This is a genomic window from Thalassolituus pacificus (assembly GCF_025318105.1).
In the GTDB taxonomy this organism is placed as follows: Bacteria; Pseudomonadota; Gammaproteobacteria; order Pseudomonadales; family Oceanobacteraceae; genus Venatoribacter; species Venatoribacter pacificus.
In genome coordinates, this window is the sequence record NZ_JAOANI010000032.1 from 66489 (window position 1) to 92303 (window position 25815).

General features: G+C 52.2%; 23 protein-coding genes. 9 read left to right on the top strand and 14 right to left on the bottom strand.

The features are described 5' to 3' along the window. Positions 1–4: 4 nt before the first annotated feature. Positions 5–604, top strand: coding sequence for an SCO family protein (locus NYR02_RS19155; protein WP_260977969.1), 600 nt, complete (start codon positions 5–7; stop codon positions 602–604). A 41-nt stretch (positions 605–645) separates the two neighbouring features. Here the strand turns inward: NYR02_RS19155 and NYR02_RS19160 are convergent, their stop codons facing one another. Genes NYR02_RS19160 through NYR02_RS19170 form a run of 3 tightly spaced genes read right to left on the bottom strand, consistent with a single transcriptional unit; the run spans position 646 to position 3997 of the window. Beyond that, the gene (locus tag NYR02_RS19160) at positions 646–1557 is read right to left on the bottom strand and encodes a heme o synthase (protein ID WP_260977970.1); all 912 of its coding nucleotides are present in this window, start codon (positions 1555–1557) and stop codon (positions 646–648) included. After that, the gene (locus NYR02_RS19165) at positions 1554–2657 is read right to left on the bottom strand and encodes a COX15/CtaA family protein (RefSeq protein WP_260977971.1); all 1104 of its coding nucleotides are present in this window, start codon (positions 2655–2657) and stop codon (positions 1554–1556) included. The genes NYR02_RS19160 and NYR02_RS19165 overlap by 4 nt, the downstream gene beginning before the upstream one ends. Beyond that, positions 2654–3997: an SURF1 family protein gene (locus tag NYR02_RS19170; RefSeq protein WP_260977972.1), complete on the bottom strand. Its 1344-nt coding sequence runs from the start codon at positions 3995–3997 to the stop codon at positions 2654–2656. Before NYR02_RS19170 ends, NYR02_RS19165 begins: the two co-directional genes overlap by 4 nt. Here NYR02_RS19170 and NYR02_RS19175 point away from each other — a divergent pair. Next, positions 3996–4187 (top strand): DUF2909 domain-containing protein, encoded by a 192-nt coding sequence (locus tag NYR02_RS19175; RefSeq protein WP_260977973.1) that lies wholly within the window; start codon positions 3996–3998, stop codon positions 4185–4187. The genes NYR02_RS19170 and NYR02_RS19175 overlap by 2 nt on opposite strands. A gap of 11 nt (positions 4188–4198) precedes the next feature. Here NYR02_RS19175 and NYR02_RS19180 read toward each other — a convergent pair whose 3' ends face one another. The 6 genes from NYR02_RS19180 to NYR02_RS19205 form a co-directional block, all read right to left on the bottom strand. Next, complete coding sequence (locus tag NYR02_RS19180) at positions 4199–5056, bottom strand: cytochrome c oxidase subunit 3 (protein ID WP_260977974.1); 858 nt, start codon at positions 5054–5056, stop codon at positions 4199–4201. A 21-nt stretch (positions 5057–5077) separates the two neighbouring features. Then, positions 5078–5623 (bottom strand): cytochrome c oxidase assembly protein, encoded by a 546-nt coding sequence (locus NYR02_RS19185; RefSeq protein WP_260977975.1) that lies wholly within the window; start codon positions 5621–5623, stop codon positions 5078–5080. A 2-nt stretch (positions 5624–5625) separates the two neighbouring features. After that, positions 5626–7239 (bottom strand): cytochrome c oxidase subunit I, encoded by a 1614-nt coding sequence (gene ctaD / locus NYR02_RS19190; protein ID WP_260977976.1) that lies wholly within the window; start codon positions 7237–7239, stop codon positions 5626–5628. 51 nt (positions 7240–7290) lie between these two features. Further along, positions 7291–8451, bottom strand: coding sequence for a cytochrome c oxidase subunit II (coxB, locus tag NYR02_RS19195; RefSeq protein WP_260977977.1), 1161 nt, complete (start codon positions 8449–8451; stop codon positions 7291–7293). Positions 8452–8944: 493 nt separating this feature from the next. Next, positions 8945–9988 (bottom strand): isopenicillin N synthase family dioxygenase, encoded by a 1044-nt coding sequence (locus NYR02_RS19200; RefSeq protein ID WP_260977978.1) that lies wholly within the window; start codon positions 9986–9988, stop codon positions 8945–8947. Between the two features lie 128 nt (positions 9989–10116). Continuing rightward, entirely contained in the window at positions 10117–11163 is a 1047-nt protein-coding gene (locus tag NYR02_RS19205; protein WP_260977979.1) for an ABC transporter substrate-binding protein, read from the bottom strand. 682 nt (positions 11164–11845) lie between these two features. Here NYR02_RS19205 and NYR02_RS19210 point away from each other — a divergent pair. After that, entirely contained in the window at positions 11846–13252 is a 1407-nt protein-coding gene (locus NYR02_RS19210) for an amidohydrolase family protein (protein WP_260977980.1), read from the top strand. A 128-nt stretch (positions 13253–13380) separates the two neighbouring features. After that, the gene (locus tag NYR02_RS19215; RefSeq protein ID WP_260977981.1) at positions 13381–13956 is read left to right on the top strand and encodes a class I SAM-dependent DNA methyltransferase; all 576 of its coding nucleotides are present in this window, start codon (positions 13381–13383) and stop codon (positions 13954–13956) included. Here the strand turns inward: NYR02_RS19215 and NYR02_RS19220 are convergent. Continuing rightward, a complete protein-coding gene (locus NYR02_RS19220) occupies positions 13953–14321 on the bottom strand; it encodes a hypothetical protein (RefSeq protein WP_260977982.1) in 369 nt (122 codons plus the stop codon). The two genes, NYR02_RS19215 and NYR02_RS19220, sit on opposite strands and share 4 nt — an antisense overlap. A 56-nt stretch (positions 14322–14377) precedes the next feature. After that, entirely contained in the window at positions 14378–15412 is a 1035-nt protein-coding gene (gene ansA, locus NYR02_RS19225) for an asparaginase (protein ID WP_260977983.1), read from the bottom strand. 66 nt (positions 15413–15478) lie between these two features. Here ansA and NYR02_RS19230 point away from each other — a divergent pair, with 66 nt between their 5' ends. Then, positions 15479–16057 carry an NnrU family protein gene (locus NYR02_RS19230; protein ID WP_260977984.1) on the top strand — a complete coding sequence of 193 codons (579 nt, stop codon included), beginning with the start codon at positions 15479–15481 and terminating at the stop codon, positions 16055–16057. 40 nt (positions 16058–16097) lie between these two features. On the opposite strand, the gene NYR02_RS19235 is transcribed toward NYR02_RS19230, so the two are convergent. Continuing rightward, on the bottom strand, positions 16098–16436 hold the full coding sequence (locus NYR02_RS19235) for a winged helix-turn-helix transcriptional regulator (RefSeq protein WP_260977985.1): 339 nt from the start codon (positions 16434–16436) through the stop codon (positions 16098–16100). Between the two features lie 373 nt (positions 16437–16809). Between NYR02_RS19235 and NYR02_RS19240 the strand changes: the two genes are divergently transcribed. The 4 genes from NYR02_RS19240 (at position 16810) to NYR02_RS19255 (ending at position 21220) form a co-directional block, all read left to right on the top strand. Then, the gene (locus tag NYR02_RS19240; protein WP_260977986.1) at positions 16810–17397 is read left to right on the top strand and encodes an NAD(P)H-dependent oxidoreductase; all 588 of its coding nucleotides are present in this window, start codon (positions 16810–16812) and stop codon (positions 17395–17397) included. Positions 17398–17471: 74 nt separating this feature from the next. Beyond that, a complete protein-coding gene (locus tag NYR02_RS19245) occupies positions 17472–19004 on the top strand; it encodes a protein adenylyltransferase SelO (RefSeq protein ID WP_260977987.1) in 1533 nt (510 codons plus the stop codon). An 11-nt stretch (positions 19005–19015) separates the two neighbouring features. Further along, the gene (locus NYR02_RS19250) at positions 19016–20299 is read left to right on the top strand and encodes an MgtC/SapB family protein (protein ID WP_260977988.1); all 1284 of its coding nucleotides are present in this window, start codon (positions 19016–19018) and stop codon (positions 20297–20299) included. Between the two features lie 189 nt (positions 20300–20488). Then, positions 20489–21220 (top strand): hypothetical protein, encoded by a 732-nt coding sequence (locus NYR02_RS19255; protein WP_260977989.1) that lies wholly within the window; start codon positions 20489–20491, stop codon positions 21218–21220. 63 nt (positions 21221–21283) lie between these two features. Here NYR02_RS19255 and NYR02_RS19260 read toward each other — a convergent pair whose 3' ends face one another. Together NYR02_RS19260 and NYR02_RS19265 are read right to left on the bottom strand one after the other, a co-directional pair. Then, positions 21284–24079: an ImpA family metalloprotease gene (locus NYR02_RS19260; RefSeq protein WP_260977990.1), complete on the bottom strand. Its 2796-nt coding sequence runs from the start codon at positions 24077–24079 to the stop codon at positions 21284–21286. A 197-nt stretch (positions 24080–24276) separates the two neighbouring features. Then, the gene (locus NYR02_RS19265) at positions 24277–25590 is read right to left on the bottom strand and encodes a serine hydrolase domain-containing protein (protein WP_260977991.1); all 1314 of its coding nucleotides are present in this window, start codon (positions 25588–25590) and stop codon (positions 24277–24279) included. Positions 25591–25815 lie beyond the last annotated feature (225 nt).

The following is a 25815-nucleotide window of genomic DNA, read 5'->3' on the forward strand; positions in this document are numbered from 1 at the left end:
CGGTATGCTTAAAGGATGGTTGATACTGACGTTATTATTGCTGAGTGCCTGCGACAACTCTCCCACGGCCGGCAATCAGTTTTCACCACTGCCACAAACCCGGGCCGAAGCTGAACAGCTGCGCCAGCTGAGCTTAAAAACAACCGCTGGCGAACGTCACTTAAGCGATTTTGATAACCAGCTTCTGCTGCTGTTTTTTGGTTTCAGCCATTGCCCGGATATTTGCCCCACCACCCTGATGAACGTCAGCAAGGCACTGCAGCAATTACCAGCCGAAACCATCCGGCAGGTACAACCATTGTTTATCACTGTCGACCCCGAGCGCGACAGCATTGATGAACTGCGTCCCTATACCCGACACTTTCACACCGCCATTATTGGCGTACAGCCCGATGCTGAACAGTTGCAACAACTGACAAAATTTTTCGGTATTTATTATCGCAAAGTCGTGCAGGAAGGCGCGCTGGAATACAGCATGGATCATTCTGCGCAGTTATTATTGAGCAGCAGCTACGGCCAGATGCTGGGTGTACTCGACCCCCATATGCCAGCTGACGAACTGGCCCAGTGGATTCAGGGCGCCGTCGCCCGGCTGCATGACTGACGTTATTTACTTAAAGCACCTCTGAATAATTCAGAGGTGCTTTAAAATACCGGTAAGCAATGATCCAGTAACAGCGCGGCAAAACAATACAGAATATAACGGATAGAAAACCAGAATGCCTGAATCGGTGCCTGCGCCGAAGTGGCTCGCCATACCCGCCAGTTAATCTGTATAAAACGGATATTCAGCGGCACCATTAACAACAGATACACCAGCCCCGACATACCGCTGACATAAGGCATCAGTGTCATCGCCACCGTCAGCCAGGAGTACAGCCAGATCTGTAAACGGGTAAAACCTTCACCATGAGTAATCGGCAGCATCGGTACACCGGCGCGACGATATTCATCCTGTTTATGAATCGCCAGCGCCCAGAAATGCGGTGGCGTCCAGGCAAAAATAATCAGCACCAGCAGCAATGCATCGGCTTCCACACGATTGGTGATTGCCGTCCAGCCGAGTAACGGTGGCGCCGCTCCGGCCAGTCCGCCAATGGTAATATTCTGCGGCGTGGCGTGTTTTAAAAAGCGGGTATAAATTAGCGCATAACCCAACAGCGCAGCCGCCGTCAGCACCGATGTTAACGGGTTCACTTCCAGCCACAACAAGCTCAGCCCCAACAGTGACAACAGGCTGGCATAAAGCGCTGCCTGCCAGGGGGGAATCCGCCCCTGCGCCAGCGGGCGCTTTGACGTACGCAACATTAAGCGATCAAGACGCTGATCCAGCAAATGGTTAAAGGCCGCCGCCCCCATCGCAGCCATCGCAACCCCCAGCGTGGCATAAACCACCCGTCCGATATCCGGTAATACCGGTGTCGCCAGAACCATGCCGACCAGGGCGCAGACCAGCATCACCAGTACGACCCGTGGCTTACCCAGCTCCCAGAAATCACGCCACTGCGGGCGGCTGACCAGTCCGGTATTTTTACCCGCTAATACCAATTCGCTCATATCACGTCCTCCACCAGATGCCAGGTTTTCTGCCGTTGATTTGCCGGTTCACCCGGCCGCAACCAGACCAGGCCGCAGTACACCAGCGCCAGCATTAATAACGCCGCTCCGGCGGTATGCAGCAAAGCCGGCGGAAAAGGTAATGACCAGATCACCAGCACAATGCCCAGAGTCACTTGCAGCAAATACAGACCGGCACAGCAAAGCACGGCCCGCCGCCGCGCCACAAATTCACGCTGCCCTGCTTGCTCACGTTGCACTGCTTGCTCACGTTGTCCCGCTTGCCAATAAAGACCCAGTAGTGCCAGCCCCAACGCCAGCGCCACCAGCCGGTGTGTCCACTGGATCGCACTGCGCGCGCTGGCATGCAGCTGGCCGTATAAATAATCCGGGCCAATAGATTGGGTAAGATGAAAGGCGCTGGAAAAATCCATATCCGGCCACCACTGGCCATTACAGGTGGGAAACCCCATGCAACCAATGCCGGCATAATTACTCGACGTCCAGCCGCCTAAAGCAATTTGCAATATCAGCAGTATGAGCGCCAGCCAGAATACTCCCGGACGCCTGTTCCGCCGCCGCGCCGCTGGCTCCTGCTTTACTGCGCAAGGCACGGCAGCAGCCTCAGGCTGATACACCCGCCAGGCAATAAAACTGAGCAGTAAAAGGCAACTGAATCCGCCCAACAGATGCAGAGTGACCACCTGCGGCCAGAGTTTCAGCGTTACCGTCCAGGCACCGAAAGCGCCCTGCACAATAACCAGACCAAGCAGTAACGATGTCCAGCGCAGCAGCCCCGGTGCCTGAGTGCGGGCGCGCCAGCTGAAATACACCAGTAATAACGCCATTAAACCAAGCGAAGCCGCCAGATAACGGTGGATCATTTCCATCCAGGCTTTTTCCGCTTCTAATGGCGCGTGCGGTGCATATTGCGCAGCTATATGAGCCTGCGGGACGACTAAGCGACCATAACATCCCGGCCAATCCGGACAGCCTAACCCGGCGTCCAGCAATCGGGTTGCCGCGCCCAGCATCACCACAGTGAAAGCCGTTAATGCCGCAACCAAAGCCAGAGTGCGCAGTGTTTTCAGATGATTCATAACGCCTCCTCCGGCATTGCCTGAGCGTTATGTCCGGCCGACTGCAATGCCAGAACTTCAGCCTGTAAGCTGCTGAGCGGGTTGCGCCGTAACAGGTAACGCACATCCTGCAGAATATCTTTTGTGCTGTTATCAGCGTTGTAAGCCAGCACAATATTACCCTGCGGATCGGCCAGCCAAATGGTGTGTTTCAACCCGGCCGGTGGTTGCCAACGGAGTCGTTTGCCACCAGGAGGTAACAGCGCATCCGCTGCAGATGCCGCTGCCGTGTTCAACTGCCAGCGCACCAGACGCGGAGCATCGCGTCCCAGCGTGCGATGCAGACGCCACAAAGTATCATCCTGCGCACAGGGTTGCGTCTCGCAGCGATACAGCAGATGCCAGCGCCCGGCCTGCAGATCAGGAGCCGGCGATAATGCCCACTGACTGAGCGGTGGCGTGTCGCCGACCAGATCACCATGAGCAACGCGAGCCTCGGGAATGCCGATCTGCCAGTACCACATGGCCAGCGCTGCCGGGACCGGAGCAAACAACAGCGTCAGTAATAACAGTAATTTCACCCGGTTTTTCACAGCCACCTCCCGCGTTATGTTCATGCTGCCGACCCGCACCCGCCCAGGCCCACGCCACGGCCGCAATTTCGGGCGATAACGCCAGCCCAGAATTAACGCCACCAACGCCAATAACAACCACTGTACGGCGTATCCCAGATGCCGCTCGCGGCTGACACCCAGCGGCTGCCACCACTGACCGGAGCTACCCTCCTGCAAATGCACAACACCCGGCTGTAAATTCAGCTGCGGCCAAACCTCTGCGCGCAGCTGCTGAATACGGTGACCATCGTCATTCTCCCCAAGCAGTAAACCGCGCCGCCCCGACCATGGTTGCCAGCGTCCCTGCAAGCGCTGCTCGGTTAGCGGTGTCGGCGGCCAGGGCTGTTGCGTACGAAGGCCTGCGGTGGCAACAAAGCCACGGTCTACCAACCACCAGCGGCCGTCGCTGCTTTGCAAAGGGGTAATCAGCGCCAGCCCGACCTGACCATCCAGCGTGCGGTTATCCAACCAACGGTTAAATTGCGGATGGAAAACGCCCTGCAACTGCAGCGGTTGATTCATTGGCGGTAAGGTCTGCGGATTCATCTCCGCAGCCACGACAGAGGCATTGAGCCACTGTTGCTTTTCCTGCGCCCGCTGCCACTGCCAGTGCGCCAGGCTAAGTCCCAGCGCAAACAGCAGCAGCCAGACGCACCACCAACCATAAAGCAGCCAACGCTGTTTGCTGTCAGCGTGTTTATCTGCTGTGCTGGTTACTGTCGTTACCACAACCTGAGGAATTGCCATGCTTAAGCTCGCTATCCTGTTGTTGTTTGCCGCCATGCTGATCAGCCTGCTGGCCGCCGCTGGTTTTCTGGTACGTGATGGTTCGCAATCACAGCGTCTTCTTACTTCGCTGACCTGGCGTGTCAGCCTCGCGCTGGTGCTGTTAGTCCTGCTGGTTTATGGGTTTTATTCCGGACAATTACCGGCCTGATCCCGCAGCGTTCAAACAACGTAGACAAAAATAAACAGGCCCAGCCACACCACATCAACAAAGTGCCAGTACCAGCTGGCCGCCTCAAAACCAAAATGCGAGCGCGGCGAAAAATGGCCGCGCCATAAACGTACGAACATCACCGTTAATACGCAGGCACCTAAAGTAACGTGAGCACCGTGAAATCCGGTGAGTAAAAAGAAGGTTCCGCCATACACCCCGGCCTGTAATGTCAGGCCCAACCGGGTATAGGCTTCAACATATTCAATGCCCTGAACAATCAGAAAACTGAAGCCCAGAATCAGGGTAAGAAAAAGCCATAATTTGGCTTTATTACGCTGGTCTTTTTTTACCCCATGATGGGCAATGGTCAGGGTTATGCTGGAGCTGACCAACAGCAAAGTATTCAGCAACGGCAGATGCCAGGGATCGACAACATCAACCGGGCCGGAAAACGCATCGGAAGGGGTTTTCAGTAATGGCCAACTGGCACTGAAATCCGGCCATAACAGCGCACTGATGCCTTTTGCTCCCTCACCGTCCAGCCAGGGCAGAGCAAATACTCTGATATAAAATAATGCTCCGAAAAACGCGGCAAAAAACATAATTTCAGAAAAAATAAACCAGGCCATGCCCATGCGGAAAGAGCGGTCCATCTGCGCATCATATAAACCCGACCGGGATTCATGAATAACATCGCGGAACCAGACAAACATCATCACGAATACACCCACCAGCCCGGCGATAAACAATCCAAAACCATGACCAAAGCTCAGGCTTGATGCGGCACCGATCGCTAAAAAAGCCAACACCACCACCATAAGAATCGGCCATTTACTGCTGGCCGGCACGTAATAGGAACCACTCATTGCAACCTCCCAGTCCTGATCTCAGGGGCCCGTTTGCGGATACAGGGTATAAGCCAGCGTCAACCGATGCAGATCTTCGGGTAAATCCGATCGGATCTGGAAAACTACAGGTACTTCCAGAACTTCTCCGGCAGCCAGCTGCTGATCGTTAAAACAAAAACATTCCAGCTTTAAAAAATAATTGGAAGCTTCCGCCGGGCTGATACTGGGCACTGCACGCGCGCGCCCCGTTGTACGGCCAAGGTTCTGCATACGGAACCACATCTGATGAATCTCTCCCGGATGAACGGCTTTATGGCTCAGCGTTGCAGAAAAATGCCAATTCATTCCGGCGGCGGTACGGGTCACCATTTGCACTTCAACATTACGTTGCTGATCAATGCCCGTAGATTGCAATACCTGAGCAGAATTAACGCCTTTGCCATTAATCCCGGTCAGCTCACAAAAAACATCGTAAAGAGGGACCAGCGCCACGGTAAATGCCACACTGCCGCACAGCATCAACAGCAGCCACCACAGAGTGCGGCGTATCCCCTGCTGCTGAGTCCTGAATGACAGGCTGTTCATGGTTATGCCCGGCTCGGTGAATCGCGCTCCGGAATAAATTCCGGAGGGGTAGAGAAGGTATGCAGCGGTGCCGGACTGGGCACAGTCCACTCCAGTCCCTCTGCCCCTTCCCAGGGATTATCGGGTGCCGGTTTACCACCACGGACACAGCGCACCACAACCCAGACCAGCAATAATTGTGATAGCCCAAACAGGAAGCCCCCCAGCGACGACAACAGATTAAAATCGGCAAACTGCAGTGCATAATCCGGAATACGCCGCGGCATACCGGCCAATCCGGAAAAATGCATCGGGAAGAAAGTTAAATTCACACCAATCACCGACAGCCAGAAATGCCAGCGCCCCAGCGTTTCGTCCGGGTAATATCCGGTCCATTTCGGCAACCAGTAGTACACCCCGGCAATGATGGCGAACACCGCACCCGGCACCAGCACATAATGGAAATGCGCCACCACAAAATAGGTGTCGTGATACTGATAATCTGCCGGCACTATTGCCAGCATAACCCCCGATAAACCGCCAATGGTAAATTGCACAATAAAGGCCAGGGTAAACAGCATAGGCACTTCAAAACTGATAGAACCATGAAACAACGTCGCCACCCAGTTAAACACTTTTACCCCGGTCGGTACCGCAATCAGCATCGTGGCATACATAAAAAATAACTGTGCCGCCAGCGGTAGTCCCACGGTAAACATATGGTGAGCCCAAACCACAAACGACAGAATGGCAATGGATGCGGTGGCATAAACCATAGAGCGGTAACCGAATAACCGCTTACGGGCAAAGGCCGGCACAATCATAGAAGCGATACCAAAAGCCGGAAGGATCATGATGTACACTTCCGGGTGGCCGAAAAACCAGAACAGATGCTGGAATAACACCGGATCACCGCCACCGGCGGCATTAAAGAAACTGGTGCCGAAATTAATATCCAGCAACATCATGGTGACCACACCGGCCAGCACCGGCATCACCGCCAGCAATAAAAAGGCGGTGATCAGCCAGGTCCAGACAAAGAGTGGCATATCCATCAGTTTCATTGCCGGCGTACGCATATTAAGAATGGTAGCGATGATATTGATTGCCCCCAGAATAGAGCTGATACCGGCAAGATGAATCGACAGAATAAAAAAGTTAGTCGATGGCGGCGCGTAAGTCGTCGACAGCGGTGCATAGAAAGTCCAGCCGAAATTCGGACCACCACCTTCCATAAACAAACTTGAAAGCAGCAGCGAAAATGCCAGCGGCAACAACCAGAAAGAGAAATTATTAAGTCGTGGCAAAGCCATATCCGGCGCACCAATCTGCAATGGCACCATCCAGTTTGCTAACCCGACGAAGGCTGGCATAACCGCACCAAACACCATGATCAGACCGTGCATAGTGGTCATCTGGTTAAAAAATTCCGGCTGCACCAGTTGTAAACCCGGCTGAAAAAGCTCGGCCCGGATCACCAGTGCCATCGTACCACCAATAAAAAACATGGTCAGAGAGAAAATGAGATATAAGGTGCCAATTTCTTTGTGATTGGTTGTCAGCAACCAGCGTTTAAGCCCACGGATCTGTGGCTCATGGGCGTGCTCGGTTGCGCTGCTGTAACTGTTGCTCGTCATGACTCACCTCGCCAGTGTTCCATGTGCACTTTTACGTGCGTCACATGCGGATTATTCAGTTGGCTTAAGCTGTTTTTTTATTTCGGCAGGCTGAATGATATCGCCGGTATTATTGCCAAAAGCATTGCGTTCATAGGTAATGACTGCAGCAATATCAGCCGCTGATAAAGTGCTGCCAAACGCCGCCATTGCGGTACCTGATTTGCCGTACAGCACACGCTCGATATGAGTCGCACGACCTTCAGCGGTCGATGCCACCAGACTACCGGCCAGCGCCGGAAATGCCGGTGGAATACCCTGCCCGTTTACCATGTGGCAGGCAGCACAATAGGTGTTGTAAACGCTTTCGCCCTGGGTCATTAAATCGGCCAGAGCCCATTCACGTTCGTTACCGGCAGCTTTTTCGGCAGCCTGTTGCTTTTGTTCGCTCAGCCAGAGCTGGTAGTCCTCTTTGCTGACGGCTTTAACGGTAATTGGCATAAACCCATGCAGACGCCCACAGAGTTCTGTGCACTGCCCACGATAAATTCCGGGTTCATCAATTTTTGTCCAGTTTTCGTTAACAAAACCAGGGATGGCATCTTTTTTAACCGCCAGCTGCGGCACCCACCAGGAATGAATAACATCGTTCGACGTCAGCAGCAGACGGACTTTGGTATCGACCGGCAGCACCAGGGGCTGATCCACTTCCAGCAGATAATTTTCGCCTTTTTGTTCAGCGCCGCTGATCTGTTCAGGCGGTGTCGAAAGATTGGAAAAGAAGCTGACATCCTGTCCTAAATATTCGTAATGCCAGCGCCATTGGTGGCCGGTTATCATCACATCCATTTCTGCTTCACTGGTATCGTAAATTTTTTGCAACGTGGCGGTTGCCGGAATCGCCATCAAGACCAGAATGATCAAAGGAATGGCTGTCCAGAGTAATTCAACCCATGTGTTTTCATGAAAGTGCGCCGCCCTGGCTCCTTTACTTTTACGATAGCGAACCAACGACCAGAACATCACTCCGAATACCACAACCGCAATCACCACACAGATCCAGAATATGATCATGTGCAGCGAATAGACTTCGCGGCTCATATGGGTAACACCAACGGGAAGATTCAGACTGCTGTCGCCATAGAGGTTTTTGGCCAGCAACGGATGGCTGAAAAAGACGACAGATATCCATAACACGGCATGTAATATCCGGTTGAGCCAGGCTCCCGTCATAACCACCTCCGCAACAACATCCATTTTGCCAGAGCCCGGTCACGCATCGCTGCTGTTACTGATATCTGGCGCAGCAAAGCGCAATCAGCTCCTCTTTATTTTTTATACAGTAAAGACCGTAACCGGCCACAACCTCAATGAGACAAAACGGGCAGTGCCAGAATAATCCGGCCTGATTAATAACCACTAACGCTAAATAAAAATTGGTTATCCGGATTTATTCTATGACTCTTGCGGCCAATGTTCGGGGGCAGAGAAAAACCTGAGTGAAATCATCGGATTAATGAATACCGAAGATTAAGCCAATAAGTGATGTATGACAGTAGCTAAAGAATTGCGAAATAATCAGAAGAGATATAAGAAAACTGATCAATCCAAAAAAGTATATAGAATCCTGTCATAACCGACAGATTAACGCCACCTACGGTTATGACAGACTTATTAAGAACGAAAATACAGTCATCCTTATACTGTATTTTCTCCTCACTCAGACTTATTTTTCAGCCGCCTTAGCGGCAGAAAAATTGGCATTAATCCGTTGCAATAAATAGTCTCGGGCTGAAATTTCAGCGTACTTTCGCTCTGGCCCCTGAATCATCACATCTTTATTGGCCTGACAGAAAAACGCCATACTGTAACGTGGGCCACGGGCTTCATCGGGTTTGGGCATACGCACCCGGTGCAGGGTCGACTTCAGTTTATCGTCGCTCCAGCGCATCAACATATCGCCGATATTGCAGGTAATAATGTCGTCCTGCGGAATAACGCTGGTCCATTCCTGACGCTGCATAGCTTCTTTACCCGGACATACCTGCAGACCTCCCTGACCGGTTTTCTGAAAAACCATGGTCAGACAGTCAAAATCGGTATGCGCTCCGGCACGCCAGAGCCCCGCTTCAGGTTCAACACCCTCGTCCAGCGGTAAATAATGCAGCAAGCGCAGAGTACTCTGATAGTCGGCCGAATCGCGGCGATGAGCCTGAGTAAAGAAGTCCTGCGCAAAACCCAGTTTTTCGGCAAAACAGGATAAAACCTGCATGCCTAATTGCCAGGCCCGTTGTTCGAAATCGAGCAGAATACGCTGAAACTCAGGCACCAGAACCTGATTTGGCCACAGATTATCCATATGCGGCAACGTAATCTGATACGACTCTTTCTGATCAGCCGTGCCGGTTGAAGGACGTACCTGCGCCATAAACTCCCAACCGGCGTTAAGGCCTTCTTTTAATGGGAAGCGTGCTTTGTTTTCTTCGCTTAATGCAAAAAATTGCTCCGATAATGCAAAGGCTTCACGCACCGTGGCCACATCAATACCGTGATTAACCAATTGAAAGAAACCGATATCCGTCGCCGCATGCCATAACTGCTCGCGAATCTTATCGCGATTCTGTTCAAAGTCGGTTAAATCGATTAACGGCACCGTACGCTGATTATTTTCCTGTCCCATTCCACCGATGGTGCTCTCAAAGTTCAGTTCCTGTAATCCATAGGCGATGTTTGTATTATCATGATCTTTTTGATGAGTGGTGTTATTCATTTCTGTTTCTCCAGAGTCAATTATCGGTATCTGACACCGCTTTAGCAGCATCAGATACACAGACCATGGAGCAATGCCGGGACAGCATCATGCGCTGTCCTGCTGCTTATACTCCAGATTCATTACATTTATTCCGCACTGCTCAGGCTGACTTCCGGGATAAAACCGCGTTTTATAGCCTGCTCCGGGTCAAAACTTGCGCTTTCCAGCCCCTGTGCTTTTGCCGTCCAATTCCAGGTAGTGGCTAAACGTTCGGCATCAAACTGACCAAGCCCCGCTTTGCTGCTGGCTTCGTTATACACTAAGCCGTTAATCGAACGGATGGTTGCTTCTGCAACCGTTGCGTCCACTTCAGGTACTGCAGCCTTAACCGCGGCGGCACTTTCCTTAGGGTGCTTAAAGGTATAATCAATGGCTTTGGCATAGGCTTTAATAAAGCGCTTTGCAACATCCGGGCGTTCACTTAAAAAACGATCAGAAGCAACAATTGCGGTTGAATAAAATTCCAGACCGGCGTCATACCAGGGAAGAATGGTCAGAGTTTTTCCGGCCTCTTTCGCCTGTGATTTATACACTTCAGAATCCGTAATCCAGGAGATCACCACATCGGTATTGCCGGTTAACAGCATTGGGTTCAGCGCGCCCGGATCAGCTTTCAGCAACGTAATTGAACTCTCATCGACACGGTTAACATTCAACAGTAACGATAAAAAAACATTGGAAGATGTAAAGGGTGCCGTGGCGACTTTCTTACCAGCCACATCCGTTACGCTGTTAATACCAGAATCGCTGCGCACAAAGAAGGCATGCGGCGCTTCTGAAAATACCGAGTAGACGGCAGAAACCGGGACATTCTCAGCGGCTTTTGCCTGTAGCAATGCCACCAGATCCGACAGGCCAATATCCGCATTTCCCGTTGCCAGTTTGGTAATAGCATCGTGCGAGCCGCGCCCCTGTGCGACCTTAACCTCCAGCCCCTGCTCGGCAAAAAAACCTTGTTGCAGACCAACGTACACCGGTGCTTTATCACCGCCGGGCAGCCAATCAAGCTGGAAGTTGACTTTATCCGCCGCCATTGCGGTCATACTGTTTAACGCCAGCAATAAGCTGAATGCAGGCAGAAGTCCGCGTTTCGCAAAAGAGGGTTTAACGTTTTTATGCAATGTTTTTTTCATCGTTCACTCCTGAGTATGAAAGCAAACAGTCGTATCTGTTTGCCGAACCGATCAGGCAGTTATCCGATAACCAGAAAAGCAGGGGTAAGAAGCGTGCGAAGAAGAGAAAAGACGAGGTCTGAATGACAATATCGAACTGAATATGTTTGCACTGAGTATGTTCAGATTTTTCTGATTGTCATTGGTCTTTTCATCACTGCACCGGCTTACCCTGCGTCCGTTCTCCGGCCGCAGATAACTATCTGCCGTACAGTGAGCAATGACCCGTGGATTGAAACGATCTTCAATCCCTGACTGCTTCTACTCAAAACATGTACACAATATCTTTAGCAACCGTTGTGCCAACCAGTCAGTGCGCGGCGCCAGCGCGTTTATCCAGAACAACCGACGCCTATCCGCACCAAATAAAAGCAGTATCAATCCAGATGCTTTATTTTTGCGCATAAAATCCAAAACCCGTGAATTCAAAATCAGAGCACGAAACAATATCCGGTGGATGCCGCAGAAACGGCTACAGCGCTACTCAAAAATAATTGGAAATAGAATTGCATTGCGCTAACTTTAAACGTTCAATAAAAAGCCACTGTATTTCAAAGTTTAAAAGAAACGTTTCAAGAGTATAAGCGGTCAGGAAAGGCATCAGCCTCCGGGACATTGCTCTTTGCAGTTTAAAGGAGCCCTAATGAACACCCTGATCCGCAATGCCCGCGCCATTTATTGTGCGCCCGAATCGCACACTCGCCACGAATCTCAGATTTCAGTCAATAATTCAAACCCGGCCGTACCAACGGATATCCGCATCCGTGATGGTGTTATTACTGAAATCGGTAATCAACTGCTGCCCACTGACGATGAACAGGTTATTGATGCCAGCGGCTGCGTGGTCTGGCCTGGGCTGGTGAATACCCATCATCATCTGGCGCAGTCTGTTTTAAAAGGTGTGCCGGAAGGTTTAAATCAGGCGTTAGGCGATTGGCTGGGGTCAGTGCCTTATCGTTTCTGGCCGAAAATTTCACCGCAATTAATGTATCACGCCGCGCGTCTCGGTCTTTATGAATTGCTGCGCTCTGGCGCAACCACCTGTGCCGATCACCATTATCTGTACCATGCCGGCTCCAGCCCGGAAGTGGAAGACGCCGTATGGGCCGCGGCCGATGAGCTGGGAATCCGTTTGGTGCTGTGCCGTGGCAGCGCCACGGTACAGGGCAGCCATAAAGGCATGCTTAAACATGGTATACAGCCGGAAAATGTTGAGCTGGTAATGCAGCGCATGGAACGCAGCTACCGGCAATATCATCAGGCCGGAGATAACGCCATGCGCCGCTTAGTCGTCGCGCCCACCAGTCTGGTGCATTCCGCCACAGCCGATGATTTACGCACACTGGCGGTCTGGGCACGGGAACGACAATTAAAACTGCACTCACATTTACTCGAGGTCAGCTTCGACGATATTCAGGCGCAGGAAAAATACGGCCAGCGTGCCATCGATTACGCCGCCAGCTGTGATTGGTTGGGCAAAGATGTATGGTTCGCCCATCTGGTCAAAAGCGATGAATATACCATCCAGCAACTGGCCGCCAGCGGTACCGGCATTGCCCATTGCCCGACCTCTAACTGCCGTCTTGGCAGCGGTATTGCTCCGGCGCTGGCAATGGAGCAGGCCGGCATGAACATCACCCTTGGCGTGGATGGCTCCGCCTCAGCCGAATCCGGCTCGATGATTCAGGAGCTGAATCTTGCCTGGCTTTTACACCGCGCCGTTAACGGTGCCGATGCAACCCAGGCCGAACAGATTATCCGCTGGGGCAGTCATAACGGCGCGCAATTATTAGGACTGAATAACTGCGGTGATATTGCCGTAGGAAGAGCCGCCGATCTGGTGCTGTACGATATCGACTCGCCGCGCTTTGCCGGGGTGCACAGCGCAGTGATCGCACCGCTGTTATGCGCCGAACCGGTAAAGGTAAAATATTCGCTGATTAATGGCCGCGTGGTCGTGAATAACGGTCAGGTCTGCGGCCTTGATGAAGCCGAACTGGTCGCCGAAGTACTTGCGGGTGTGGCTGATTTACTGCGCAATGCGGGTTAACCGTTCTTTACTGCCAGGCTGCTCTCCAGATTCTGCATTGCAGCCTTTTAATAGGTAATTACTGACTTGTGAAAACCACTCACTCACACTAACCTGCCTCTGGTCGTACATAACCAAGAGATTAAATCATGAGCGAGTGGGATGAATATGCGGATCAATGGGATGGCGATGAGCGTGTTATCCATTATTCGCAGCAGGCTTATCAGTCTCTTACTCAGGCAATAAACTGCGACGGCCTGACCATACTGGACTTCGGTTGTGGCACCGGCCACTTAACCGAACTCCTGCATCAACAGGCAAAACGCATTGTCGCCGTTGATTCTTCCGCAAAAATGATCGACGTTCTGGCCGCTAAAAACCTGCCCAAAGCAGAACCTCTGACCATCGACCTGAACAGCAGCAACAGCCAGCCGATGCATAACACGTTCGATCTGATTGTTGCATCATCCGTCTGTGCTTTTCTGCCGGATTATCAGGCCAGTCTTGCACTGTTTAAGCAGCTGCTGAAACCACAGGGGTACTTTGTACAATGGGACTGGCTGAAAGAAGCCGGAGAATCGACACCGGGGTTTACTGCGGAAGAAATACAGGCCGCGTTTGATAACTGTTCGTTCGAAACCATCAACCTGCAGCAGACATTCACAATGCAACAGGGCGAAGATGAAGCGCCGGTTATTATGGGTATTGCACAAAAACGCGACTAGGCAAGATGAGCACGGATAAACTCCAGCTCCGGACTTAAACGCACAATGGTATTAAATTGTGCGCTGGTGATACTGTCCATCGCGCCGCAATCGCAGGCCCAGAACCAGGCCTGCTGATAAACCTCATCCTCCAGCAATGGCAGTAAACCACGTTCGGCACGGGCCTGATCCAGCGGGTAAGGCCCGCTGAACTGAAAGCGGTAGGCCGCACGGGCAAAGGCCAGCGGCATATAATCAGCCCAGCATTCTGCGCTCTGTGAATTTAAGCCGGTTTTTTCCAGTAATTGCAGGCAGTGATCACGATCATTTGCTTCGGCAAGAATCGCGGCCAGCTCAATCAGGGTTGGATGAGGTAAGTCAGTCATCACGTTCTCCGTTTACTGCTGTTTATTCAGGCTCTCTTATGCTCTTTTACGGCTTTTTATTTTGCCGCGCTGAGCTCACCACAGAGCGATACTTCCATTAGACGCCGGGCTTCGCTGAGTACATGGCTGCGTTCTCCGGGAGCACTTAATAATACGTGCAGTTTGGTCAGCGTTGCTTCCAGAGTCATATCAGCGGCCGATACAAAACCGGCTTCGCGCAGGGCATGCCCCCCGGCATAACTGTCCATATCCACCCGCCCACTTAAGCACTGGCTGTGATTAACCAGCACCACACCTCGCTCGCTGGCCTGTTTAAAGGCCGCCATTAAGGCTGGATTTTGCGGTGCATTACCACTGCCAAAGGTCTGCAGAATAACGCCGTCCAGTGGTTGTTCCAGCAGGCGCTGCAACAGTGAAAAATCGATCCCCGGATACAGGGTTACCACCGCCACCGCCGCATGTTTCAGGGCGTTGAATTGTGGCAGTGTATTATGCAGCGGGCGTAACTCCGGCAGGCCCGGTTCAATAGTAATTCCGGCATGCAGCAACGCATTGCAGTTGGGTGAATCAAAGGCATCAAAGCCCTGACTGTTTATTTTGGTCGCCCGGTTACCACGCAATAATCGGTGATGAAAAAACAGGCCCACTTCGGCACGCGGATAATGCGCGGCAATATAAAGCGCATTGAGCAGATTATCGTGGCCGTCAGAACGTGGCTCGCACAGCGGAATCTGTGAACCGGTCACAATCACCGGCTTGCCCAGGTCGGGCAACATAAACGACAGGGCTGAGGCGGTATAGGCCATGGTGTCGGTGCCGTGCAGCACCACAAAGCCATCGAAGCGGTCGTAATGGGTAAGAATATCGGCGGCAATCTGCATCCATTGCGCCGGGGTCATATCCGACGAATCCAGCAGCGGCTGGTATTCATGAAGCTCAAATTCCGGCATTTCGTCACGGCTGAATTCCGCCAGACTGCGGATTTTATCTTCCAGAAACCCAGCCAGCGGCTGAAAACCGCGCTCAGTACGGGCCATACCAATAGTGCCGCCGGTGTAGGCGATGTAAATACGTTTGCGTGCTGACTTCATACAGAACTTTTATCCGCGCTGATATGCCTGCATGATGGCACAAATACTACAAACTGAGGAATGACCATGACGTTATTGCTGGCCGGACTACTGCTGTTTATCGGCGGACACTGTACCAATCTGATCGCGCCGCAATGGCGTAACGCCATGGTCAGCCGTCTGGGGCTGCTGCCGTGGAAGGGTCTGTATTCTGTGGTCGCTATCGGCGGCTTTATTCTGCTGGTGATCGGTTACGGCGAAGCCCGTATGAACCCGACCTGGCTGTGGACACCACCAGTATGGACACGCCACCTGGCTGCACTCATCACCCTGCCCGCCTTTATTCTGCTGTTTGCCAGCCAGATTCCCGGAAACCGTTTGCAGGTTAAGCTCGGCCATCCGATGTATCTGGGCATCAAGCTCTGGGCCTTTGCCCATTTAATCGCCAATGGCGGTCTGCACGACCTGGTGTTGTTCGGCACTTTCTTAATCTGGGCTATTGCCGGGTTTGCGCTATCCCGTCGTCGTGACCGTATCGCCGGAGTGCAGAAAGTGTATAAAGGGGCGGTCCGTGACGTACTGACGCTGGTTGTGGGTATCGGCGCCTGGGTTGCCTTTGCCCTGTGGCTGCATGGCATGCTGATTGGCGTGAAGCCGTTCGGTTAAATAATTTTTCTCTGTTTTACTGCACATCACCTGACAGCGGTTATTGATTCTGAACAGCAGTCAGGTGCTGCATCCCCCAGCCGCGTAATGCCTGTATTACCGGCTCCAGAGTCCGGCCATACTCTGTCAGACTGTATTCCACCCGTGGCGGCACTTCGGCATAAACTGTGCGCGAAATCAGCTGGCAAGCTTCCAGTTCCCGTAACTGTCTGGTCAGCATTCGTTGGGTTACATCCGGCATAATCCGGCGTAATTCATTGAAACGATGTGTTCCATCCAACAGGTGATAAAGAATTACGCCTTTCCATTTTCCACCAATCAGCTCAAGAGTCGCTTCTACCGGGCAACCGAGGTTGCAATCATAGTCTGAGTGGTTCATTTCATATCATCCAAGGGTATACAAAAGGGTACTGAGTATCAGAAATGTGCATTCTTATGCGCACGATTTTCATCGTCTAAGATCGCCGGACATCAGGGCCTGTTAACACTAAGTGAATCAGGCCTGCTGAGAGCCAGTTTTTCTCAGAACAAGGAGAGAGGAGTGATATTAGCGGGCTAAATGAATGACGAACGACGACGTTAATGAGGAAAACTGGCCTCAGCCCGAAGGGTTATGGCTAAAAATCCCTCATCCTGCGTTGCTGTTCGCTCGCTTAACCCGTTAGGCCACACTCTCAGCGCCTTGCCTGAGAAATTTTTAGCCAATAACAGGCCTGTTTAATTAGTGTCAACAGGCCCTAACAAGGAAACACATGATGAAAACCTTAATGATCCTGGCACATTCCAATATTCAGAACTCGCTCGCCAATAAAATAATTGCTGAGAAGATCAGCCTGCTGGCGGATACCGAAGTGCGTAACCTCGGCCAGCTTTATCCGGATTTTCAGATCGATATTGCCGCTGAACAGCAGGCATTACTGCAAGCTGATCTGATTATCTTCCAGTATCCGTTTCATTGGTACAGCGTACCGGGAATTTTAAAGGAATGGATGGACCGTGTATTTCTTTTTGGCTTTGCCTATGGCCCGGACAGTCAGTTGCGTGGCAAAGAATTGCTGGTTTCAACCACCATTGGCGGCCCTCTCAACAGCTATGCTGCCGGTGGCCACAACCACTTCACCACCCAGGAGCTGCTGCGTCCGCTGGAACAAAGCGCAAACTTTACCGGCATGATTTTTCAGCCACCGCTGATTTCCCACGATATGGTGTATAAAGCCGGTGGCGATAACAGTCGTGAAGACATTATGCAAAGAGCCCATGAGCACGCAGGGCAGCTGTGCAGACTGATTCAACAAAAGTCAGCCGCCTTTATCCAAAAGGATGCCCCCTCCGCCGCCTGAGCGCTGGCAAGACAGTCGCTGCCGGAATATCCTAGGGTCTAGACCCTAATCCACCTATTTATTCCGGAAGCGCCGTGTCTATTTCCCTGCATATCCCCTTCAGCAATGCCTACGCCGCTCTGCCCGATCGTTTTTATGCACGGGTACTGCCAACGCCGGTAAAAAATCCGGCGCTAATCCGTTTTAACAGCGCTCTCGCGCAGGAATTAGGCATAGAGCTTAATGCCGACAGCGCCTGCTCCACCGACAACAACAGTGACAACCAACTGGCACAGATATTTTCCGGCAATGAAATTCCCGACAACGCCGCCCCTCTGGCAATGGCTTACAGTGGCCATCAGTTTGGGCAGTTAAATCCGCAGCTAGGGGATGGTCGCGCTATTCTGCTCGGCGACCTGCTCGATATTCAGGGTCAGCGCCGTGATATTCAGTTAAAAGGCAGTGGCCGCACGCCATTTTCGCGCAGCGGTGATGGCCGCTCACCACTTGGGCCGGTGCTGCGCGAATATATTCTGTGCGAAGCCATGCACGCGTTAGGTGTCCCCACCACCCGCGCACTGGCCGCCGTCAGCAGTGGCGAATGGGTGATACGCGACGGGCGCGAACCCGGTGCGGTATTTACCCGCGTTGCCGCCAGCCATATCCGTGTCGGCACCTTTCAGTATTTTGCCCTGCGCCGCGACGGCGAAGCCGTTAAACAATTAGCCGATCACGTTATGGCCCGTCATTATCCGCACATTAACAGCAACGATGATGATGCTTATCGGCATTTATTCGAAGCCATCTGCCGTAAGCAGGCCGAATTAATTGCCCAGTGGATGCAGATCGGGTTTATTCATGGCGTAATGAATACCGATAATATGACCGTCAGCGGTGAAGCTATCGATTATGGCCCATGTGCCTTTATGGATGCTTACCATCCGGAAACGGTATTCAGCTCCATCGACCGTAATGGCCGTTACGCTTATCAGAATCAGCCAGCTATCGGCCAATGGAATTTAGCGCGACTGGCAGAAACCCTGTTGCCACTATTTAACGACGACGAGAAAATTGCGGTCGAAAAAGCCACCGCCATTCTGCAGGATTTTGCCTTATGGCAACAACAGGCCTGGCTTGAACATATGCGCGAAAAACTGGGTTTTTCCGCACTGAAAAACAGTGATCAGGCACTGATTGAAAACCTGCTGGCACTGCTGGCCGAAGGCCGTATCGACTATACTCTGTTTTTCCGCCGCTTAAGCGACTGCAGTCAGCCAGACAATGAACGCCAGGCGTTACTGGAACTGCTGAATCTGCCGGAATGCCGCAGCAGCGCAACACTGCTGCAGAATATTAATAACTGGCTGGACGACTGGCAGCAACAGTTAATTCAGCGTGGCGACAGCGATAGCGCCGGGCAACGTATGCTGAATAAAAACCCGGCTTTTATTCCACGCAATCACCGCGTCGCCGAAGCCATTGCCGCTGCTGAAGAAGGCGATTTTTCGGTCTTTGAACAACTGCTGCAGGTACTGGCCGAACCATACAGCAGCAAGGCAGAATATGCAGATTATGAACAGCCGCCAAAGCCGGATGAAAAAGTGTTACGCACCTTCTGTGGCACCTGAGGGAAATTGACATGGATTTATCGGTATTCGTTAATGGCCACGCCCAGACAGCATTTCAGCTGCTTATTGCTTTATCTCTGGGTGCGTTAATCGGGCTGCAGCGTGGCTGGGTATCGCGCGAACAGGAAGCCGGCGCACGGGTCGCCGGTATCCGTACCCATACGCTGACCGCTCTGACCGGTTGTATCAGCGTGCTGTTGTCAGAAAGTATTTCTCCCTGGTTTTTACCGGCAATGCTGCTGGTGATAGCCGCACTGGCCATCAGCGGTTACCGCACCTATGCCATTAATCATCAGAACGTCAGCATTACCGGTGTGGTGGGTTTATTACTGACCTTCTGTTTTGGTGCCATGGTGGCCGCAGGTCAAACCGTGATCGCTGCTATGGCGGCAGTGGTCACCACCATTATTCTCGATAATAAAAGCGAAATTCACAGCGCCCTGCGCAAATTGCGCGAAAACGAACTGGATGCCGCGCTGCAATTATTGCTGATTTCTGTGGTGATGCTGCCGCTACTGCCGGATAAAGGCTTTGGCCCCGGTGGCGTGATCAATCCGTATGAAATCTGGTGGATGGTGGTACTGATCGCCTCGATTTCTTTTGTTGGCTATTTTTCGGTACGCATTCTTGGTGAACGCCGTGGCCTGTTGTTTACCAGCCTGTTCGCCGGCTTGAGTTCATCAACCGCACTTACACTGCATTTCTCCCGGCTGGCCCGCTCATCACCGGCCAATGCGCCGTTATTAGCAGCCGGTATTCTGCTGGCCTGCGGCACCATGTTTCCACGCATTTTGCTTTATTGTCTGGTGATTAACCGTGAATTAATCGCCCTGCTCTGGCTGCCGGTATTACTGATGACCCTGTCTTTATACCTGCCCGCCATTGTGATGAATCTGCGTCATACAAAAACCGACGTCAGCCATCCGGATCTGGCCAAAAATCCGCTGGAATTAAGATCGGCGTTAATTCTGGGTGGCCTGCTGGTCATTATTTTATTACTGACTGAATGGCTACAGCAGGAAATGGGCAGCGCCGGGGTTTATCTGCTGGCGGCGATTTCGGGTATTACCGATGTCGATGCCATCAGCCTGAGTTTATCGCGGATGTCACTCGGCGACAGCCTGACGCTGACCGTCGCAGCCACCGGTATTCTGATTGCCGTGACGGTAAATAACTTATTTAAGGCAGGCCTTGCTATGGTTATCGGCAAACCGGCGCTGGGTATCCGCGTTGGTCTGGCGATGCTTTTATCTCTGATTATTGGCGCTCTGAGCCTGTGGATTGTGGCGCTCTGAGCCTTTGGCTTATGGCGCCCTGGGAGAGCAGAAGATACCGCAATGTAAAATAATGCGCCGTGATTCCTGATCCGGCGCATTCGCGATCATCATCACGCCGTATCAACTGAATAAAGCCGCAACGCCCTTGACCCTGAGGCCTCCTCTGGCATCCTGACCGCCTATTGATAAGGATCGTCTGAGCGGTTTATGCGTATTTTTCTTTTATTAATCACCTCTCTGTTTTTTATTGGCGGCTGTCAGTCTTTTAGCAGTCTGCCCTTTGCCAACCAGAACAACAGCGAACCTGATATTCCATCTCACCCCCTGCAGGGCCAGCGTTATACGACTCCGGAATTATTTTTAATACTGGATAACGGCAGCGGCGAGCACAGCCTGCAACCCGTATCAGTGCGCGCACGAACGCAGAGCCATCGGCAACCGGATATACAGGTTAAAGGAGTGATCGCCAAAGGGACTGCTCTGCAGATTCTCGGGGCCAGCGCAGACGGAGAAAAACACAGGGTATGGCTTGGTTATCAGCAGCAGCGTTTTATGTTCACCATGGCATCGGTAACAGAAACCGATATTCAGTGGTTTGTTACCTCTGACGATTGCCAGCGCTTACGCCAATGCCGTATATGGCAGAACGAAATCCAGCGTTGCATGAGCGCCCAGACCTGCAAAACCTTTCTGCAATTTGACCTGACCGATAAACAAGGGCAGCGCCAGCGTAATCTTCGGCCGCCCTTTCCAACGGCCCTGCTGAGCAATACCCTGAACCCGATCCGGCAGTACAGTCAGCAACAGGGGTTGTTGTTTGAGCCAGACCCGGTTCTGGCAGAAGGTGTGCTGAACGCTGATGCAACTGCACTGGCGCATCTGTTTTTCCACCAGACAGCCTTTAATATCCGGCGCGACGGTATTTATGCTGCTGACTGATTATCATCATCCATAAAAAAACCGGCCTGACAGGCCGGTTTCTCTTTTATCAGCAAAACACAATTACAAAGGCCAGGCTGCAGCACCATCGATGGCGACCGGCGTTTTATCGAATCCTTTACAGAACTCTGCGCCACCTGAGGCATAAAAGGTTTTGCTCATCGCCGGTAATGCCAGCGCAGCAACCTGAGCGCTGGCAGCAGCACCTGCCGGGAAGCCCCACATGGTCAGATAATCACGCATATCCAGCCCGGTGACTTTTGACAGCGCAATGTTCAGCCAGTCATTATTGCTCAGCGCGCTGGCGTCGCTGCGGTTAAAGCTCGCAAAACCCAGCGCCGCTTTTTTGGCTGCCCAGTTATCGTCATTGCGCGTTGCCGTCCAGAATTCACGCTCCAGAATATGCAAACGCGGTAACAGCATCCAGCCATCGGTTAACGCACCCTGTGCCTGTGCGGCCATCATCATCTGAATATAAACAGCTGCACCATTGCTCCAGCCATTCAGTGCCTGTGCCTGCATATAGGCAACCGGGTCAGCCTGATTACGGCTGGTCTGCAGGGTATTAAACAGACTTTCAAAAGGTAATGACTGGCATTGCGGATCCTTACCGGTATCGAGGTAGTAATGATATTTACTATGGTAAGAATAAAAATTGGTCGAGGCGTGACCTTCCCAGCCGGCAAAGCGGAATTTACCTTTTTCCAGCCCATGACCCAGTTCATGAATATCGCCATGGCCGGTGGGTGAGAAGCTCCAGCCGGCATCGTAAGGATTACCGGAGCAGCCCCAGCCACAGGTTGGCTGGTCGGCATTCATATGTTTAACGATATCGATATTCTGCACGGTAAAATTATTAGTACTGGCAAAATCATGTATCTCGGCCACGACATCAATTCCCGGCCCTTCAAATCCGGCCAGCACATGAGGCAGGTTGGAAACATAACGCTCAGTTGCCACGGCCATATCGGCCGCTGTACCACCCCATCCGTTCATGGAATTCCGCATTTTTTCCAGTTGTGAATGCACCTCAAAACCGGCGGTGGATAATTCCGCCCAATCAAAGTCACCAGCACTCAGGCGAGCTTCAAAGTCAGCATTATCTTCGGTGCCATTCCAGTACGGATGAAGACCAATATTCTCGACGTTAAAGCGCACGTTCTGGTCATTGGCATCAAAGAAAATCTGTAGTGGCCCGCCATAAGGTGAGGTGAATTCGACGGTCTCACCACTGGCCAACGGAATTTGGGTACTCTGCAGGTATTTAGGGCGGTTATAACCATTATTGGTAGCAAACCAGTGCGTCGATGCTGAGCGCTGAGTGTTTACCGCCACTTTGGTATTCACCGGGCTGTTGTCCAAACGGGTGATGCGTACGGCTTTTCCGGGCAACACATACACACCGGCTGCGCGGAAATAATTTTTACTTACCAGATTGATGGTTTTACTCACCGGGGTGATATGAGAAAAATCACTGCGGCTGAAATTGCCCATGTCGGCCTGTACCGGGTTCAGACTGCGGTAATTATAAACCGACATATCGGCGTAAACAGAATGCACAAACGCCGTTGCATCGGCGGTATCACGACTCATTGGAAAAACCACCAGCTGGCGATAACGGTCGCCCAACAGGGCCAGTAATTTTTCCAGACGGTATTCGTTGCTGTTGGCACTGCTGCTGGCAAAGATGTTGCGTTTTTCCCGGTCTAAGTCCGCCATAATATTGCGCACACGGGTAGCACCGTTCATAAAATTCTGATTAAAACCATTTACCGTGCTGCAGTCTTCACCATCGCACTGATTAAAATCGAACGTTATGGGTGCAGCCAGCGTGCTCAGCATCTGCTGAATGTCGGCAATATATTCTGGCAATTGATTAAAATACGGACGCATATCCTGCGCGTTCATATAATATTTATTCCAGTAATTATCACCATTGAAGCTCACATTAAAATGATTCAACAATGTACTGCCGAGTTCAGTAATACCGCCGTCATAATGCATATACAGCACACCGGTGCCACGTGCCTGTGCCGCTTTTACCGCCGCCAGTATCTGTGGATTTAATTCCGTACTGCCGCCCACCTGAGAAATCATCAATATATCGGTATCGGCGTTTAAACAGCCGGCCAATGCAGCACCATCACAGCTTGCAGCATCGTTATAACTGACAGAGCTCTGGTAATGCGCATCCAGCCAGCTGCGGGTTGCGTTACGGTCAGGGAAGTAATAGCTCTGATCCATCTGCGCAATCACCACCTTTAACGGTGTCACCGAGAAATCACTGCGTCCGGCCAGCCAGCCAATACCGTTTTCCAGCAGCTGATCCATTTGTGCGTTTACCGAGGCCGGAAAGCGCTGCGCCGTGCGCATCGGATTACTGCCCATCACCAGATAACGCTCACCTTTCTGTTGTTCACCCACAATGGCAAAACTGGCACTGCCTGCTGTTGAGGAATGGCTGGCATTACTGATCAGCAGGCTGTCGTTATAACCAAACTGCGGACTCAATTTGGCAGAGTCGTGAGTCACATCCCAATGCACAGCAGTCAGGCTGCTGCCATCACGACGGGCCGTGCCATCGGTATTCAGTTGCAGCAGCTGAGCCTTAACCGCCTGATACGCTGAACGCTGACTTGCAATGGTGGCCAAAGCAGCGTCACGCAGTGCTTCAGCACTCACCAACGTAGCGTCGCCCCTGGTCATAGCCTGGGTCAGTTCCGGTGTCGTAGTGACACCACCAGCGGAATGATTATCGTCACCCGCGGGGAAGCTGCCACCGGAGCCGCCGCCACAAGCGCCCAATAACAGAGCAAAACTGACCATCAGTGTATGTTTAAGACTTGCGTGATTCATCATGAGCCTTGCGTGTGTATAAATTCAGCAAAAACAGTACATTAGTATTAGTCAGTAATCGCGAACGCCGTTCACACTCCGGGAATGCGGGCAGGAAATACAGGTAAGCAGAAGGCCATAGCCAGAAAAAACAGAACGCAGGAAAGGCAGAACGCAGAAGAGACAAAGCCGCAGCGGTTTAACCGCTGCGGCAGGCAGCATCAGCGCTGCAACAGATACTCCGCCAGCGCCTGATAGGCAGGCAGCGAGGTAGCATCGTTAGCCGCATTGCCGGCCACCGGATGACTGGCAAAGCGGGCTATAACCATCTCCGCTTTGGGGTCGATGTACAGCGCCTGGCCGTGTACTCCACGCGCCATAAAGGCACCGTGCGGGTTATGCGTTACCCACCACATATTGCGGTAGCTCCAGCCTTTTAATTGCTGATAACCGGCTTTGGCAAAGTCACTTTGTTTGCCACCAGCGCGGATATCCGCCACCGCGGCGGCGGGAATAATCTGCTTACCATTGGCACGGCCATCGTTGCGGATCATCTCGCCAAAGCGGGCCAGATCACGAATGCCCGTATTCAGGCCGCCACCGGCAAAGGGCGTACCGGTAGAGTCGACGCTCATGTAGGCATCCTGTTCTGCACCAAGGCGACGCCAGATCCGTTCAGATAACAACTGCGCCACGCTTTTACCGCTTACCCGCGCCAGTACCCAGCCCAGCGCGTCGGTATTGGCGGTGCGGTAATGGAAGGCTTCACCGTGTTTGCCCTCGGGTTTAACCGTTTGCAGAAATTCGTAGTAGGAGCGCGGGCCTTTATAGTCAGCAGGCTTGGGCAGCGGATTGCCCGCCGCCGCATGGGCCCAGACTTCAGCATTGGGGTCGGCGTAATCTTCACTGAAGCGGATACCGGTGGTCATATCCATTAATTGCCGCACCGTGGCACTGCCAAAAGCCGATTGCTTCAGCTCCGGCACATAATGGGCAACGGTTTTGCTGTCATCGAGCCTGCCTTCAGCCACCAGCGTGGCGGCCAGCGTGCCGACAAAGGTTTTGGTTACCGACATAACGCCATGCTGCGCCGTTGGCGACATCACGCCAAAGTAACGTTCATACACCACCTTGCCTTTATGCAGTACGACAATGGCGTCGGTGTAATTGGCCAGCAGAGAAGCTTCCCAGCTCATGGCTTTATCCGCACCGGTGGGCATAAAGGTAAGCTGATCAATGGCCGTATCTTCCGCATGAACCAGCGGCTGCGCATTGCCCAATCCGCGCGGGATATTAACGGTCGGCATCAGCTGGCGGAAATTGGCAACGCTCCAGCGCATGGCCGGAAAGCGGAAGTAACTGCCATCGTCAAAACGCAGTTGTTTATCGGCCGGTGGTGGCGAACCCACCATCCAGCCCATTGTGGCCGGGTCGCTGGCTACCGCGTCCGGATAATTAGCCGCAGCCGCTGCGGGCTGGTTCAGTAATAATGCCGCCGTTAAGACCATCCATCCTGATTGATGTAAAGACATCATTAACTCCCTGCGCTGATAACAATCGTGTATTGAATGGATAACACGGGCACCGGGCAACAACAATGTTCTGTATAACGCAGAGATAAACATCCGGACAAAACCCGGCATAAAAGCCGGTAAGATCCGGCGTTAACCCATGCTGACAGCGCAAAGCACGCCAGCATTTTGTAATTTTGCGTATCAAATGGTTACGAAATTTACCTGAACACTATGACCTAACGGGAC

Excerpts from the sequence above, each read along its gene's own strand:
- NYR02_RS19260 (WP_260977990.1), bottom strand. The coding sequence starts at position 24,079 with ATGATGAATCACGCAAGTCTTAAACATACACTGATGGTCAGTTTTGCT.
- NYR02_RS19210 (WP_260977980.1), top strand. The coding sequence starts at position 11,846 with ATGAACACCCTGATCCGCAATGCCCGCGCCATTTATTGTGCGCCCGAA.
- NYR02_RS19265 (WP_260977991.1), bottom strand. The coding sequence starts at position 25,590 with ATGATGTCTTTACATCAATCAGGATGGATGGTCTTAACGGCGGCATTA.
- NYR02_RS19240 (WP_260977986.1), top strand. The coding sequence starts at position 16,810 with ATGATGAAAACCTTAATGATCCTGGCACATTCCAATATTCAGAACTCG.
- NYR02_RS19170 (WP_260977972.1), bottom strand. The coding sequence starts at position 3,997 with ATGGCAATTCCTCAGGTTGTGGTAACGACAGTAACCAGCACAGCAGAT.
- NYR02_RS19165 (WP_260977971.1), bottom strand. The coding sequence starts at position 2,657 with ATGAATCATCTGAAAACACTGCGCACTCTGGCTTTGGTTGCGGCATTA.
- coxB (WP_260977977.1), bottom strand. The coding sequence starts at position 8,451 with ATGACGGGAGCCTGGCTCAACCGGATATTACATGCCGTGTTATGGATA.
- ansA (WP_260977983.1), bottom strand. The coding sequence starts at position 15,412 with ATGAAGTCAGCACGCAAACGTATTTACATCGCCTACACCGGCGGCACT.
- NYR02_RS19175 (WP_260977973.1), top strand. The coding sequence starts at position 3,996 with ATGCTTAAGCTCGCTATCCTGTTGTTGTTTGCCGCCATGCTGATCAGC.
- NYR02_RS19160 (WP_260977970.1), bottom strand. The coding sequence starts at position 1,557 with ATGAGCGAATTGGTATTAGCGGGTAAAAATACCGGACTGGTCAGCCGC.
- NYR02_RS19180 (WP_260977974.1), bottom strand. The coding sequence starts at position 5,056 with ATGAGTGGTTCCTATTACGTGCCGGCCAGCAGTAAATGGCCGATTCTT.
- NYR02_RS19255 (WP_260977989.1), top strand. The coding sequence starts at position 20,489 with ATGCGTATTTTTCTTTTATTAATCACCTCTCTGTTTTTTATTGGCGGC.
- NYR02_RS19230 (WP_260977984.1), top strand. The coding sequence starts at position 15,479 with ATGACGTTATTGCTGGCCGGACTACTGCTGTTTATCGGCGGACACTGT.
- NYR02_RS19215 (WP_260977981.1), top strand. The coding sequence starts at position 13,381 with ATGAGCGAGTGGGATGAATATGCGGATCAATGGGATGGCGATGAGCGT.
- NYR02_RS19235 (WP_260977985.1), bottom strand. The coding sequence starts at position 16,436 with ATGAACCACTCAGACTATGATTGCAACCTCGGTTGCCCGGTAGAAGCG.
- ctaD (WP_260977976.1), bottom strand. The coding sequence starts at position 7,239 with ATGACGAGCAACAGTTACAGCAGCGCAACCGAGCACGCCCATGAGCCA.
- NYR02_RS19200 (WP_260977978.1), bottom strand. The coding sequence starts at position 9,988 with ATGAATAACACCACTCATCAAAAAGATCATGATAATACAAACATCGCC.
- NYR02_RS19155 (WP_260977969.1), top strand. The coding sequence starts at position 5 with ATGCTTAAAGGATGGTTGATACTGACGTTATTATTGCTGAGTGCCTGC.
- NYR02_RS19205 (WP_260977979.1), bottom strand. The coding sequence starts at position 11,163 with ATGAAAAAAACATTGCATAAAAACGTTAAACCCTCTTTTGCGAAACGC.
- NYR02_RS19185 (WP_260977975.1), bottom strand. The coding sequence starts at position 5,623 with ATGAACAGCCTGTCATTCAGGACTCAGCAGCAGGGGATACGCCGCACT.
- NYR02_RS19220 (WP_260977982.1), bottom strand. The coding sequence starts at position 14,321 with ATGACTGACTTACCTCATCCAACCCTGATTGAGCTGGCCGCGATTCTT.
- NYR02_RS19250 (WP_260977988.1), top strand. The coding sequence starts at position 19,016 with ATGGATTTATCGGTATTCGTTAATGGCCACGCCCAGACAGCATTTCAG.